The organism is Solidesulfovibrio sp. (genome assembly GCF_029978005.1).
Taxonomy (GTDB): Bacteria; Desulfobacterota; Desulfovibrionia; order Desulfovibrionales; family Desulfovibrionaceae; genus Solidesulfovibrio.
In genome coordinates, this window is sequence record NZ_JARKOZ010000109.1 from 19,534 (window position 1) to 34,331 (window position 14,798).

Annotated in this window: 12 protein-coding genes; all 12 read left to right on the plus strand. The window is 69.4% G+C overall.

Annotated features, from left to right (window positions below; translation table 11 throughout):
• Window positions 1-28 precede the first annotated feature (28 nt).
• The 12 genes from Q1K70_RS12570 to Q1K70_RS12625 all read left to right on the plus strand — a co-directional run bounded on the left by Q1K70_RS12570 (window position 29) and on the right by Q1K70_RS12625 (window position 14,662).
• Window positions 29-787 carry a response regulator gene (locus tag Q1K70_RS12570; RefSeq protein WP_300160057.1) on the plus strand — a complete coding sequence of 253 codons (759 nt, stop codon included), beginning with the start codon at window positions 29-31 and terminating at the stop codon, window positions 785-787.
• A 75-nt stretch (window positions 788-862) separates the two neighbouring features.
• Window positions 863-1,210, plus strand: a complete 348-nt coding sequence (locus tag Q1K70_RS12575; RefSeq protein WP_300160060.1) for a hypothetical protein — start codon at window positions 863-865, stop codon at window positions 1,208-1,210.
• 3 nt (window positions 1,211-1,213) lie between these two features.
• Window positions 1,214-1,531 carry a hypothetical protein gene (locus Q1K70_RS12580; protein ID WP_300160063.1) on the plus strand — a complete coding sequence of 106 codons (318 nt, stop codon included), beginning with the start codon at window positions 1,214-1,216 and terminating at the stop codon, window positions 1,529-1,531.
• A gap of 29 nt (window positions 1,532-1,560) precedes the next feature.
• Entirely contained in the window at window positions 1,561-2,664 is a 1,104-nt protein-coding gene (ispG, locus tag Q1K70_RS12585) for a flavodoxin-dependent (E)-4-hydroxy-3-methylbut-2-enyl-diphosphate synthase (RefSeq protein ID WP_300160066.1), read from the plus strand.
• Window positions 2,655-4,382, plus strand: a complete 1,728-nt coding sequence (locus tag Q1K70_RS12590; RefSeq protein WP_300160069.1) for a proline--tRNA ligase — start codon at window positions 2,655-2,657, stop codon at window positions 4,380-4,382. Before ispG ends, Q1K70_RS12590 begins: the two co-directional genes overlap by 10 nt.
• Before the next feature lie 463 nt (window positions 4,383-4,845).
• Window positions 4,846-5,742 carry a DMT family transporter gene (locus tag Q1K70_RS12595; protein ID WP_300160072.1) on the plus strand — a complete coding sequence of 299 codons (897 nt, stop codon included), beginning with the start codon at window positions 4,846-4,848 and terminating at the stop codon, window positions 5,740-5,742.
• A 63-nt stretch (window positions 5,743-5,805) separates the two neighbouring features.
• Window positions 5,806-7,542, plus strand: coding sequence for a transporter substrate-binding domain-containing protein (locus tag Q1K70_RS12600; protein ID WP_300160075.1), 1,737 nt, complete (start codon window positions 5,806-5,808; stop codon window positions 7,540-7,542).
• Window positions 7,539-8,951 carry a sigma-54 dependent transcriptional regulator gene (locus Q1K70_RS12605; protein WP_300160078.1) on the plus strand — a complete coding sequence of 471 codons (1,413 nt, stop codon included), beginning with the start codon at window positions 7,539-7,541 and terminating at the stop codon, window positions 8,949-8,951. The genes Q1K70_RS12600 and Q1K70_RS12605 overlap by 4 nt, the downstream gene beginning before the upstream one ends.
• A 458-nt stretch (window positions 8,952-9,409) precedes the next feature.
• Window positions 9,410-10,228, plus strand: a complete 819-nt coding sequence (locus Q1K70_RS12610; protein WP_300160081.1) for a substrate-binding domain-containing protein — start codon at window positions 9,410-9,412, stop codon at window positions 10,226-10,228.
• A gap of 46 nt (window positions 10,229-10,274) precedes the next feature.
• On the plus strand, window positions 10,275-11,489 hold the full coding sequence (locus Q1K70_RS12615) for an alpha-hydroxy-acid oxidizing protein (RefSeq protein WP_300160083.1): 1,215 nt from the start codon (window positions 10,275-10,277) through the stop codon (window positions 11,487-11,489).
• Window positions 11,486-13,369 (plus strand): cytochrome c3 family protein, encoded by a 1,884-nt coding sequence (locus Q1K70_RS12620; protein WP_300160086.1) that lies wholly within the window; start codon window positions 11,486-11,488, stop codon window positions 13,367-13,369. Before Q1K70_RS12615 ends, Q1K70_RS12620 begins: the two co-directional genes overlap by 4 nt.
• A 198-nt stretch (window positions 13,370-13,567) precedes the next feature.
• Window positions 13,568-14,662 (plus strand): glycerol dehydrogenase, encoded by a 1,095-nt coding sequence (locus Q1K70_RS12625; protein WP_300160089.1) that lies wholly within the window; start codon window positions 13,568-13,570, stop codon window positions 14,660-14,662.
• Window positions 14,663-14,798: the final 136 nt, after the last annotated feature.

Below are 14,798 nucleotides of genomic sequence, written 5' to 3' on the forward strand. Positions count from 1 at the left end.
AAGGGGACGGCATACTCGGGAGCACGCCATGCGCACGATTCTGGTCATCGACGACGAGCGGCCCACCCTCAGGATGTTCGAGCTTTATCTCGGCGCGTATGGCTACCCCGTCCTGACCGCCGCCAGCGGCGAGGAGGGCCTTGCCGTTTTCGACGCCCGCAAGCCCCCCATCGTGCTCACGGATATCAAGATGCCGGGCATGGACGGTCTGGCCGTATTGCGCGCCGTCAAGGAGCGCCGGCCGCGGACCGAGGTCGTGGTCATCACCGGGCACGGCGACGTGGACTTGGCCCTGGCCGCCCTGGGGTTGCGGGCTACGGACTTCATCGACAAGCCCATCCGCCGCGAGGCCCTGGAGGCGGCCCTGGCCCGGGCCAACGCCCGCCTGGACCAGGCCGAGGCCGGCCACGGCGAGGACGTCGTCGCCGTGGAGCGAAGCGGCGACGTGGCGGTCATCACCATTCACGGCAGTCTGACGGGCGAGACGGAGCCCTACCTCACCCAGGCGGTCCGACGGGCCGGGGAGGCGGCCAAGCTCCTTTTCGTCTTCAGCCCGGACGCCTCGATAAACGGCGCTGGCCTCGATCTCCTGGTCCAGGCCGCCGAGGACTCCGGCGGCGGCGGCCGGCCCGTGGCCCTGTGCGGGCTTTCGGACAATTTCGCCAGGGTGCTCGACAGGCTTGGCGTCACGGCCAAGGCCCCCCGTTTCGGCGGCCGCGAGGACGCCCTGGCGCATCTGGCCCGCCGGGAGGACGTCAATCCGGCCCGAGCGGCCGGTTCGGCCTAGACGGGCGTTTACACGCCGCCCCCGCCTCCGTATATTGCCGCCACCGCGAAACCAGGACCGGTGATGGGCTCCTTCATGACGACCCGACGCAATCTTCTCGGCCGGGGCTGCCTTTGGTGCAGCTTGGCGGCGCTCTACAGTCTGCTCGGCATGAAGGCGTACGTGGCCTGGCGGGAGGGGCTGTGGCTCGACTGGCCCCTGGGGAACTACCTGCCCGACGCCGCGGTGCGCTGGGTCTTTTCCCTGCCCGACGGAGCCTTTCGCGGGGTCCTCGCGTGGCTGTTGCGCCAGGATGTCATCTACCACGCCGCCGCCGTCGCCCTCCTGATCTGGCTTCTTAACCTGATCGGCGGGCCGTCGGCAGGGAAGGGCGGCGACCGTTTTCCCGGCGGCGACCCGCCGGGGCGCGTCAAGGAGGTTTGATTGATGCGATGTTTGCTGCGGGCCGTCGCCCTGACCGTGCTGCTGTGCGGGGCCGCCGCCCAGGCTGGCGAGGCCGTGAACCTGACCGGACGCGCCACGGGCGTGTTCCAGTACCCCAAGACCGAGACCATCTGCCTGTCCTTCGAGACGGCGGACAAGAAGACCTATATGATCTGCGACGACGTCACGGCCAAGGACGTCATCGAAAACCTCTTCGCCCTGGGGAAAAAAGACGCCGCCTGCCGCATCGAGGGCTCGGTGTCGAAAAAGACCGCCGACGAAACCTATCTCAACGTCACCCGCGTGACCGAGGGCGGCTGAGGCCGCGAAACCCGAAACCCGGTTCTTCCATGCACCACGACTCCCAAGCTCCCGCTCGCCATCCCACGCGGCCGCTGACCATACGCGGCGTCGGCGTCGGCGGCGACAATCCCGTGCGCGTCCAGAGCATGACCAACACCGACACGCGCGACGTCGCCGCCACCCTGGCCCAGGTGCGAGCCCTGACTGAGGCCGGCTGCGAGATCGTACGCCTGGCCGTGCTCAACGACGACGCGGCCAAGGCCCTTGCCGCCATCCGGGGCGGCACCGACGCGCCCCTTGTCGCCGACATCCACTTCGACCACCGCCTGGCCGTGGCGGCGCTTGCCGCCGGCATCGACGCGCTGCGCATCAATCCCGGCAACATCGGCTCCGAGGCCGCCGTGGACGCGGTGGTCGCCGCCGCCAAGGACCACGGCGCGCCCATCCGCATCGGCGTCAACTCCGGCTCCGTGCAAAAGGATTTGCTGGCCAAGTACGGCGGCCCCACGCCCGAGGCCATGGTGGAAAGCGCGCTCACCCACATCGCGCTCCTCGAGCGGCGGGGCTTTCACGACATCAAGGTGTCGCTCAAGTCCTCCAGCGTGCCGCGCACCGTGGCCGCCTACCGCCTGCTGGCGCGAAAGGTCGATTATCCCCTGCACATCGGCGTCACCGAAGCCGGCACGCCCATGCGCGGCGCGGTCAAATCCGCCGTGGGCCTGGGGATTCTCCTGGCCGAGGGACTTGGCGACACGCTTCGCGTGTCGCTCACCGGCGACCCCGTGACCGAGATCGGCGTGGCCTACGAGATTCTTCGCGCCCTGGACATTCGCGCCCGGGGGCCGGAAATCATCTCCTGCCCCACCTGCGGCCGCACCGAGATCGACCTCGTCGGCCTGGCCGAGGCCGTGGAGGAGCGGCTGCGCGGCGTCACCGAAGTCTTCACCGTGGCTGTCATGGGCTGCGTGGTCAACGGCCCCGGCGAAGCCCGGGAGGCCGACATCGGCATCGCCGGCGGCCGCGACTGCGGCATCATCTTCCGCAAGGGCGAGGTGCTCGGCAAGGTGCGCGGCGGGGCCAACCTCATTCCCGCCTTCATGGAAGAACTGGAACATTATCTCACCGAAAAAAAGGAATCCGCATGCGACTGAGCCGCTACTACGCCCCCACCCTCAAGGAGACCCCGGCCGAGGCCGAGGTCGTCAGCCACAAGCTTTTGCTTCGCGCCGGCATGATCCGCAAGCTCACCGCCGGCATCTACACCTACCTTCCCCTGGGGCTCAAGGCGCTCAACAACGTCGCCAACATCGTGCGCGAGGAGATGGACCGGGCCGGGGCGTTGGAAATCCTCATGCCCGCCGTGCAGCCGGCCGACCTCTGGAAGGAGTCCGGCCGCTGGGAATTCTATGGCCGGGAACTGCTGCGTTTCGTGGATCGCCACGACCGCGAGTCGTGCCTGGGGCCCACCCACGAGGAGGTGGTCACCGACCTCGTGCGCCACGAGATCCGCTCCTACCGCCAGCTGCCGGTCAACCTCTACCAGATCCAGATGAAGTTCCGTGACGAGATCCGCCCGCGCTTCGGCCTCATGCGCGGCCGGGAATTCGTCATGAAGGACGCCTACTCCTTCGACAAGGACGACGCCGGCGCCGACGCCAGCTACTGGGCCATGTACAAGGCCTACGCCCGCATCTTCGAGCGCCTGGGCCTCAAGTTCCGGGCCGTGTCCGCCGACTCCGGGGCCATCGGAGGCTCGTTCTCTCACGAATTCATGGTGTTGGCCGCAACCGGCGAGGACACCATCGCTTCTTGCCCGGCCTGCGACTATGGGGCCAACCTCGAGAAGGCCGAGGCCGTGTGCCCGCCTCCGGGCCAGCTTGCCCCCTGTCCGGCGGCCGAGACCGTCGCCACCCCGGGCAAGCACACCGTGGAAGAGGTGGCCGCCTTCCTCGGCGTGGATGCCAAAAAGATCGTCAAGACCCTCCTCTACGTGGCCGACGGCAAGCCCGTGGCGGCGCTGGTGCGCGGCGACCGGGCACTCAACGAGGTGAAGCTCAAGAACCTCATCGACGCCAAGGACCTCCGCCTGGCCTCGCCCGAGGAGGTCGTGGCCGCGACCAAGGCCCCGGTCGGCTTCGCCGGGCCGGTGGGCCTTGCCGGCATCACTCTTTACGCCGACCAGGAGCTCGCCCTGGAAAACGGCTGGATCGTCGGAGCCAACACAGCCGACGCCCACCTGCGCCAGGTGGACCTTTCCCGCGACGCCAAGGTCGCCTCCTTCACCGACCTTCGCGAAGTCGCCCCGGGCGATCCCTGCCCCAAATGCGGCGCGGCGCTCGCCTTCACCAAGGGCATCGAGGTCGGCCACGTCTTCAAGCTGGGGCTCAAGTATTCCAAGGCGTTAAACGCCACCTTCCTGGACGAGGCCGGCAAGGAACAGTTCATGATCATGGGCTGCTACGGCATCGGCGTCTCGCGCATCGTGGCCGCCTGCATCGAACAGAACAACGACGAGGCCGGCATCGTCTTCCCGCCGCCCATCGCCCCCTTCGAGGTCGCGCTTATAAACCTCGGCCCCAAGGACGAAGCCGCCGTGGCCAAGGCCGACGAACTCTACGACGCCCTGAACAAAGCCGGCGTGGAAACGCTCCTCGACGACCGCGACGAACGCCCCGGCGTCAAGTTCAAGGACGCCGACCTCATGGGCTTTCCCATCCAGCTGACCCTCGGCGGCAAGGGCCTGGCGCGCGGCATCGTCGAAACCAAGGACCGCCGCACCGGCGAGAAGGGCGAACTGCCCCTGGAAGGCTTTCTGGAAGCGTTCATGGCCTGGCGCGAAAACGTGCGCCAGGGCTGGGGGTTGGAGTAGGGACGGGAAGGGGGGAGGCCTCCGGCGGCCAGGGCGCTGCCCTGGACCCGGCAGGGCGCTGCCCTGCACCCGCCGGGGGGGATCATCCCCCCCGGTCCCCCCGGTCGGCGTGGTTTGGCGGGAAAGGCCGCGGTCACCGGCAGGCCGGATGGTTGGCCGGAGGAAGATGGGGCCGGAATTTTCCCTGCCGATGCCGCCGCTGGCGCGGCAGGCTCGGCAGGAAAAATTCCGCCCCCGTCTTCGCTCCGCCTGCCGCCTGCCGTACCGGTGACCGCAGCCATCCCGCGGCGCGACGCAGGACGGGGGGCCCGGGGGAGCGACTCCCCCGGCGGGTCCAGGGCAGAGCCCTGGTAGGGCCCGGGGCAACGCCCCGGCGGGTGCAGGGCAGCGCCCTGCTGGGGTTCGGGGCAACGCCCCGGCCGCCGGAGGCCTATCCCCCAAACCACCATGAAGGAGATGTACCATGCGCGACGCTTCGTTTCGGGCTGACGTCCTGTGCCTGGTGACGGCGCTGATCTGGGGCTTGGCCTTCGTGGCCCAGCGCATCGGCATGGACCACATGGGGCCGATGGGGTTCAACGGCATCCGGTTCGCCCTGGGCGCGATGGCGCTTGCGCCGCTGGCCTTGCGTTCCATGCGCTATCCGCCGGCCGCGCCGTTTCTGGCCGGCGGCAACCCCGGTTTCCCCTGGCTCGGCGGGCTGCTGGCCGGGACGGTGCTTTTCGCGGGCGCGGCCTTGCAGCAGGTGGGGCTCAAGTACACCACGGCCGGCAAGGCCGGGTTCATTACGGGCCTGTACGTGGTGCTGGTGCCGATGCTCGGCTATTTCCTGGGCCAGCGGCCGGCGCGCGGCGACGTGGTGGGCGCGGTGGCCGCCGCCGTGGGGCTGTATTTCCTGTCCGTGACCGAGGCGTTCACGCTGGCTCCGGGCGACGGGCTCGAGCTTGTGGGCGCGTTTTTCTGGGCCGGGCACGTGCTGGTCATCGGCTGGCTGTCGCCACGCACCCGCGCCCTGCCGTTGGCCCTGGTCCAGTACATGGTCTGTTCGGCGCTGAGCCTGGCCTGCGCCGTGGCCTTCGAGGAACTGACCTGGGCGGGCATACGCGGCGCGGGTTGGGCGATCCTCTACGGCGGCCTGCTTTCGGTCGGCCTGGCCTACACGCTCCAGGTGGTCGCCCAGCGCGACGCCAAGCCGACCCATGCCGCCATCTTGCTCAGCTTCGAGACGGTCTTCGCCGCCCTGGGCGGCGCGGTGGTCCTGGGCGAGAGCCTGGGGCCTCGCGGGCTTTTCGGCTGCGCCCTGATGTTCGCCGGCATGCTGGCCTCGCAGTTGTGGCCGCGCGCCAAGCGGGAGGCCTAAGGCGGCCGCTTTGTTGACTGCCCGGGGAGGAATACCTATGGGAACCGGGTGCGAGGCGAGGCGATGACCACAGGCCGCGTCGGCGGCGGTTTCCTTTTCCGGGCTGCGGCCTTGCTGCTGGCCGTTCTTCTGGCCGGACCGGCCGTATCCGCGCGCGCCGAGGAGAACGGCTTCGCCGGGCGCACGCTGGTCATCGGCGGCGACCGCAACTATCCGCCCTACGAGTACCTCGACGCCAACGGCCAGCCGGCGGGCTTCAACGTGGACCTGTCCAAGGCCGTGGGCGAGGCCATGGGCGTGACCATCCGCTTCGTGCTCATGGACTGGTCCCAGCTCCACGAGGCCCTGGCCTCGGGCGCGGTGGACGCCCTGCAGCGCACGCCCTACTCCAACCTGTGGCTGCGCGAGGCGGAGCTGACCCCGCCGCACACCACCATCAACCACGCCATCTTCGCCCGCAAGGGCACGCCGGCCGTGTCCTCGCTGGAGGAGCTGGCCGGCAGGAAGGTCATCGTCCATCCCGGCGGCAGCGTGAACGACATCCTCGACGGGCTGGGCTTCGAAAAGGACCTCGTTTTTTCCAGGACGCCGGTGGGCGGGCTGCGCCGGCTGGCGGCGGGTGTGGGCGACTACGCCGTGGTGGCCATGCTGCCCGGGCTTTTCGTCATCGAGCAGGAGGGCCTCGACGACATCCGTGTGGTGGCCAAGAGCGTGACCACCCAGCCGTATGGCTTCGCCGTGCGCCACGGCGACGACGCCGCGTTGTCCCTGCTCAACGAGGGCCTGGCCCTGGTCAAGCAGTCTGGGCGCTACCAGGAACTGCGGCGCAAGTGGTTCGGGGTCATGGACTCCCAGGCCCTTTCGGCCGGCATGGCGCTCAAGTATGCGGCCGTGGTGCTCGGGCCGTTGCTGCTGCTGCTCGGCGGCGCGGCCCTGTGGACGCGTTCGCTCAAAAAGCAGGTGGACCAGCGCACGCGGTCGCTTTCCGACGCCCTGGAGCAGTTGCGCCAGAACCAGCAGCAGTTGGTCCAGGCCGACAAGATGGCGGCCCTTGGCGTCCTGGTCTCGGGCGTGGCCCACGAGATCAACAACCCCAACGGGCTGATCCTGCTCAACGTGCCCATCCTCAAGAAGCTCAACGCCGAGGCCAGGCGCGTGCTGGACGACGTCTACGAGGAGAAGGGCGATTTTCCCCTGGGCGGCGGGAGCTATTCGCGCATCCGCGACAAGCTGCCGCGCATCGTCGAGGTGGTGGAGGAAAGCGCCCAGCGCATCCGGCGCATCGTGGACGACCTGCGCGACTTCTCCCGGGTCGCCCCGGCCGCCGACCACCGGGCCTTCGACCTGGGCGAGGTGGTGGAGAAGGCGACGCGGCTGGTGGGCAGCTCCATAAGCAAATCCACGGAGAAATTCCGCCTGGAGACGGCCCCGGGCCTGCCCAAGGTGTGGGGCAACCCCTCGCGCATCGAGCAGGTGGCGGTCAATCTGCTTTTGAATGCCTGCCAGGCCCTGCCTTCGCCCGACAGGGGCATCGCCGTGTCCACGGCCGCCGCGCCCGACGGCAAGGCCGTGGTCCTGACCGTGGCCGACGAGGGCGTGGGCATCGCTCCCGAGGACCTGCCGCGGCTGACCGATCCCTTTTTCACCACCAAACGGGCCAGCGGCGGCACGGGCCTGGGGCTTTCCGTCTCGGCCGGCATCGTCAAGGAGCACGGCGGCAGCCTGGAGTTCGCCTCCGAACCGGGCAAGGGCGCCACCGTCCGCCTGATCCTGCCCGCCGCGCCCGAGGCCGCGCCATGACCGGAAGCTGCGCCGCCACGCCCGGCATCCTGCTCGTGGACGATGAGGCCGACTGGCTGGAGTCCATGACCCTGCTGCTTTCCGTCTCGGCCGGCATCGACAACGTGCGCGCCTGCCGGGACAGCCGGCAGGTCATGGACATCCTGGACGCGGGCGGCGTGGACCTGCTGCTGCTCGACCTCACCATGCCCCACCTGTCCGGCACGGAGCTTTTGGCCGCCGTGGCCGAACGCCATCCCGGCGTGGTGTGCATCGTGCTTTCCGGCATGAACCAGCTCCACGCGGCCGTGGAGTGCATGCGCCTGGGGGCCTACGACTACTACGTCAAGACCGACGACGAGGAGCGCATCATCGGCGGCATCCGCCGGGCGCTGCACATGCTGGAGCTGCGCGAGGAGAACCGCGAGGTGGCCAGGCGGCTGGTCTCGGGCGACCTGCGCCGGCCCGAGGCCTTCGCCGCCATCCGCACCAGGAGCCCGGCCATGCACGCCATCTTCGCCTACGTCGAGGCCGTGGCCCAAAGCCCCCGGCCCTTGCTCGTGACCGGCGAATCGGGCGTGGGCAAGGAGAACCTGGTGCGCGCCGCCCACGAGCTGAGCGGCCGCGAGGGGCAGCTCGTCGCCCTGAACGTGGCGGGCCTGGACGACACGGTCTTCACGGACACGCTTTTCGGCCACGTCCGGGGGGCATTCACCGGGGCCGACGCCCCGCGCCGGGGACTGGTCGAGGAAGCGGCCGGCGGCACGCTCTTTCTGGACGAGATCGGCGATCTGTCCGTGGCCTCCCAGGTGAAGCTTTTGCGCCTGCTCCAGGAGGGCGAGTACTATCCGCTGGGCAGCGACCAGCCCAGGCGGCTTTGCGCCCGGGTCGTCGCCGCCACCCACGCCGATCTGGCCGCGCGCGAGCGCGAGGGCCTTTTCCGGCGCGACCTCTACTACCGGCTGCGCACCCACCACGTGGCCGTGCCGCCCCTTCGCGAACGGCCCGAGGACATCGAGCCCCTGCTCGACCATTTCCTGGACGAGGCCGCCGCGGCCATGGGCAAGCGCAAGCCCACCCCGCCGCCGGAGCTGGCCGCCCTGCTCGCCACCTATTCCTTTCCCGGCAACGTGCGCGAGCTGGCCTCCATGGTCTACGACGCCGTGAGCCTGCACACGGGCCGCATGCTCTCCATGGAGAGCTTCAAGCGCCGCATCGGCGCGCCCGAGGCCGCCCCGATCCCGCCGGCCGGGGACAACCCCTTCGCCGCCCTGTCCGCCCTGCCGAGCTTCGCCCAGGCCGAGAAGCTGCTGCTCGCCGAGGCCATGGCCCGCTCGGGCGGCCGCCAGACCCTGGCGGCACGCCTGCTCGGCGTCACCCAGTCCGCCCTGTCCAAGCGCCTCAAGGCCCAGCGCCAGGAAGACGCCTAGCGGCGCGCCCGCGAAATGCGTGCCTACGCATTCGTCGGACAACATTCTTTCGTTGCTCTCTTTTTCTGAAAAAATACTCTCGTGTTTTTTCAGGGACACAACCCTGGCGTCGCGTTCCCGGAATACGCGCCTGCCTGTTCCGCCGCCCCGCCCAAGGGGTATGCCGTCTGGCAACTCATGCCTTTCGGCAAATGTTGCCGAAACGTCATGAACACGTGCCTCCCGGCACAAGCGCCGCTTCCCATGCCGGCCGGCATACCCCTTCGCCTGGCCGATAACGCTTTTTCTCCTGATTAATCCATTTTATTTCAGGATATTGCCAGGGAAGCCCATCCTGGCATCGCTCCTGCTTTAGGGAATGCGTCGCGGACGTGGGACGACCCCGCCTCGGAGGCGCGGGACGGTCCGCGACGGACGTCCACGGCGTGTCGCCGCAACGGAACAAGCAAGGAGCGCGTATGAGAGGTTTGCGTATCTTCCGCCTCGTCGGCCTGGCCGGCCTGGCGGGCGTCCTGGCCCTGGGCGCGGCCGCCGGCAAGGCCGCCGCCGCCGATCCCCTGACCTACGAAGGGGCCAGCACCATCGGCAGCATGGTTCTGCCCGAGGCCACCAAGCTCTTCACCGCCAAGACGGGCATCCCCTTCGGCGCTGTCGGCACGGCCGGGGCCGGGGCCGGGTTCAAGGCCGTGGTCGCCGGCCAGGTCTCCTTCGGCGGCCTGGCCAGCGAACCCACGGACAAGGAAAAGGCCCAGCTCACGGACATCGAGGTCATCGGCTTCGACGTCATGGGCGTCTTCGTCCACCCCAAGAACACGGTCAAGGACCTGACCATGGCCCAGCTCAAGGACGTCTTCTCGGGCAAGGCCACCAACTGGAAGCAGGTGGGCGGCCCGGACATGCCCATCACGGTCTACAGCGAGAAGCTCGACGGCGGCCGGGCCACGGTCAAGGCCTTCAAGTCCATGGTGCTGGGCGATACGCCCTACGGCCCGGTCAAGGAACTCGACGACGCCACCGACTGCGTGGCCGACGTGGCCAAGGACCCGGGCGGCGTGACCGCCTCGTCCATGTCCTTCGCCGTGCCCGGCGTGACCGCCGTGTCCCTGGGCGGAGCCAAGCCCGAAGCCCAGGCCGTCCAGTCCGGGGCCTATCCCCTCAAGCGGCCCCTGTCGCTCATCGCGGTCAAGCCCTCCAAGGAGGTCAAGGCCTTCTTCGAATTCATGCTCACCCCCCCGGCCCAGGCCGTGGTGGCCAAGAGCTTCGTCCCGGCGAAATAGCGCGCCCGTCGCGATAAGCAGCAACCGACAACCCAAAGGCGATACGATGACCAAGGACATGCACGACAAGGATTCGGCGACCCGTCGCGACTTCATCAAGGCCGGCATGGCCGCCGGCGTGGGGGCCCTGCTTTCGCCGCTGCTCGTCAAGACCGCCCACGCGGCGGCCGAGGCCGCGCCCGCCGCCGCCCCGGCCGCTGCCGCCGCCGCGGCCGAGAAGCCCAAGCTCAAGATCGGCGACGTGCTGCGCGTGGCCCGGGAAAAGCTCTACCCCATCTGCCGCGTCTGCCCGGAATGCGACGGCGTGGCCTGCGCCGGCGAGGTGCCGGGCATGGGCGGCATCGGCTCGGGCCAGGCCTTCAAGAACAACTACAACACGCTCAATAAGATCGATTTGGTCATGCGGACCTTCCACGACGTGAAAAAGCCCGACCTGACCACCACGCTTTTCGGCCACAAGCTCTCCATGCCCGTGACCTCGGCCGTGACCGGCGGCGTCAGCTACAACATGGGGGGCAAGATGACCGAAGAGGAGTACGTCATCTCCATCCTCGGCGGCTGCATGGACGCCGGCACCCTGGGTTGGGTGGCCGACGGCATCGGCGACAAGATGGACGTGTTCGAGCGCCGCATCGCCGTGCTCAAGAACATGTTCGGCGGCAACGCCATCGTCACCATCAAGCCCAAGACCAACGACGAGATCATCACCCGCTTCCGCATGGTCGAGGATGCCGGCGGCCTGGCCGTGGCCATCGACATCGACTCGGCCGGCCGGGCCGCCCGGGCCGTGCCCGGCCAGACCGTGGAGCCCAAGACGCCCAAACAGCTGGCCGAGCTGGCCAAGTCCACCAAGCTGCCCTTCATCATCAAGGGCATCATGACCGTGGAGGAGGCGAAAATCGCCGTGGACGTGGGAGCCAAGGGCGTGTGCGTGTCCAACCACGGCGGCCGGGTGCTGGACTACACCCCGGCCACGGCCACGGTGCTGCCGGCCATCGCCGACGCCATCAAGGGCAAGGCGACCATCCTGGTCGACGGCGCGGTGCGCCGGGGCCAGGACGTGCTCAAGTACCTGGCCATGGGCGCGGACGCCTGCCTGTGCGGCCGGCCGCTGGTGCGCGGCGCCCATGGCGGCGGCCGCGAGGGCGTGGCGCTCATGATGAACATCATCAAGGACGAGCTCACGGTGGCCATGACCCTGACCGGCGTCCCCAGCGTGAAAAACGTCCCCGCCAACGTCATCACCAAGGGGCAGGCATGAAAAGAGCCTGGAGTCTTCTGCTCCTGGCTGTCCTGACCGCCTGGCCGGGGGCCGCCCTGGCCACGGACGGCGGCAAATCCCTGCGCTACGGCGGCGGAGGCCAGGGGACCGTCATGTTCGACGGCAGGCTGCACGCGTCGAAAGGCTTCCGGTGCGACGACTGCCACTCGAAGCTCTTCGACACCAAGAAAGTGGCCCATATCACCATGGCCGACCACTTCACGGACAAGGCCTGCTTCAAATGCCACAACAATAACAACAAGACCGATCCGTTTACCGCCTCGCGCGACTGCGCCACCTGCCACCGCAAGGTCGCCTCCAACCCCGAGACGTCCACCGACGCCATGGCCGGGGTCATCGCCGCGGCCTTCACCGGCGACGACGCGGCCAAGGCGGTGCTGCTCTCGGGCAAACAGGGGGCCACGGCCCAGAGCACGGCCTGCCTGTCCTGCCACGGCGCGGCCACGCCGCCCAAACCCGTGACCGAGCGCGGCAAGACCCTCGACCTCCACGTGGACGTGGCCGGCTACCTGCACGGCACCCACGCCAACCTGCCCTGCGCCACCTGCCACACCGGCCAGAAGGGCGCGGAGAGCTTCACCCAGGTGCCCCACGCCGTGGCCCGGCCGGACAACGCCACCTGCCTGTCCTGCCACAACGTGGGACTGGCCCACCAGGCGAAAGCCTTCGGCCAGAGCGCCCACGCCGAGAAGCTCAAGGACAAGGTGTCCTGCGGCAGCTGCCACGATGCCCACGCCCAGCCCAAAAAGCCGGCCCAGATGGCCTATGCGTCCCTGGCCGCCCTGTACAACGCCGAATGCCTGGCCTGTCACGGCGACGCGGCCAAGCTGCGCGAGCTCTCGGGCAAATCCGTGCCCGAGGCCAAGGCGGCCCACGCCTTCCTGGCCAACTGGAGCGCCCACAGCCGCTCCGTCATGTGCGTGGAATGCCACACCCCGGTCACCACGCCCGACGATCACCTGATCGGCGAGAAAAAGACCGCCGTGCGCGACTGCGCCACCTGCCACACCACGGGCGATTCGCTCATCGTGACCCGGGCGGGCCTGCACGCCGGCGGCGCGGCCCCGGTGACCTCGGGCTACTTCCCGCCCAGGATCGTGGCCCCGGCGCTCGATGCCGTGGGCGGCGTCGGCCTTGCCGCCGTGGCCGCCTTCGTGGTCCTGCACGCCCTGGGTCGGGCGCTCGCCGGCCGCAAGGAGCACGGCCCGCTGGTCTCCGAGGACGTGTACCCGGGATTTGTGCGGGTCACCCACTGGCTGAACGCTTGCCTCTTCGTCGTGCTCGGCTACACCGGCCTGTCGGTGCGCTTCACCGAGGCCTCGTGGACGCTCGGGCTCGAAGCGGCCACGCGCATCCACAACATCTGCGGCGTGCTTTTGGCCCTCAACTTCCTGGCCTACGTCGTGCGGGCCCTGGCCACGGGCGACATCCGGCAGTTCCTGCCCGAAGGCCAGGGGGGCCTTGGCCCCATGCTCGCCCAGGCGCGCTACTACTGCCTCGGCATCTTCCGGGGCGAGCCGCATCCCTTCCCGGTCAGCCGGGAGCGGCGCTTCAACCCCTTGCAGCGCCCGACCTACCTGCTGGTGTTTCTCATCGGCATGCCGGTGCTCATCGCCTCGGGCCTGCTGCTGCTCCTTCCGGAGTCCGTGTCCGCGGGCATCGCCCCGCGCCGGTTCCTGGTGGCGGCCCACTTCACCATCGTCATCGGCTTCGCGCTCTTCTTCGTCGGCCACGTCTATCTGGCCACGACCGGCGCGACGCCGGGCAGCCTCATCCGGGGCATGGTGACGGGACGCCACGAGCACGCGGCGAGCGAACACGCTCCCGCCGACGAGAAGAAGGAAGACGGCCAAGGCTAAGGCCCGGCCACGCCCCCCTCACGGCGGCCGCCTCCCCCGAGGCGGCCGTCGGCGACCGGGCGCGGGGAGTTCTTCCCCGCGCCCTTTTTCATGCCCGAGCCGACGGTTGACCCGGGAGGGCATCCCTTCTATCCCTCGGAAAACGCACGGCGTTTTCACACCCATCGTCGCGGCCTGCGCCGCCGAAAGGAAAACCCCATGATACGCACCACCTTGTTTCCGGGACGCTACATCCAGGGAGCCGGAGCGCTGGGCCGCCTGGGCGAGGAACTGGCCCGGCGCGGCAAGCGCCATCTGGTCGTCGCCTCGCCCCATCCCCTGGAGCACCTGCTGCCGACCGTCGCGCCCCAGCTCGACCAGGCCGGGACCGTGCACCTGGAGCGCTTCGGCCGGGAATGCACGGACGCGGAAATCGAGCGCCTGCTGGCCGTGGCCCGGGAGTTCGGGGCCGAGACCGTGACCGCCGTGGGCGGCGGCAAGACCCTGGACACGGCCAAGGCCGTGGCCGTCCGGGCGGGGATTCCCGTGGCCGTGGTCCCGACCTTGGCCTCCACGGACGCGCCGTGCAGCTGCATCTGCGTGGTCTACACGCCGGACGGCGTGTTCGAGCGGGCCGACATCCTGCCCCGCAACCCTGACCTGGTGCTGGTGGACACGGCCGTCATCGCCAAGGCCCCGGCCCGGTTCCTGGTGTCCGGCATGGGCGACGCCCTGGCCACCTGGTTCGAGGCCGACTCCTGCCGGGTGAGCCGCGCCCCGAACATCGCCGGCGACGCCGGGTCCATGACGGCCCACGCCCTGGCCAGGCTCTGTTACGAGACCGTGCGCGACTGGGGCCTGCTCGCCCGCTCGGCCTGCGAGGCCAGGGTGGTCACGCCGGCGCTCGAGCGCGTGGTCGAGGCCAACACCCTTCTAAGCGGCCTGGGCTTCGAGAGCGGGGGCCTGGGCGCGGCCCATTCCATCCACAACGGCCTGACCGTCCTGCCCGGGGTGCATGGCCTGTGGCACGGCGAAAAGGTGGCCTTCGGCGTGCTGGCCTCGCTTTTCCTCACCGACCGGCCGGCGGCACTCATCGACGAGGTCTACGCGCTGTGCGCCGCCCTGGGCCTGCCCACGACCTTCGCCGCGCTCGGCATCGACGGCGTTTCCGAGGCGGACCTGGCCCGGGTGGGGGAAAAGGCCTGCGCCCCGGAGGAGAGCATCCACAACGAGCCCGTGGAAGTTTCCCCGGCCCTGGTCGCGGCCTCGCTCGCGGCCGCCGACGCCGAGGGCCGGCGGCGCGCCCGGGCCTAGTGTTGCGTCCTTGAAATAAATCTATATACTGGCCTCCAGTTTAGGAGGTCAGGATGGGCGCTCGGGTAAAGGTTGAGTTGACGGAGGAGCAGGCGGCAACGCTGCGGATGCGGGCTGGGTCCGGCAAGACCGAACA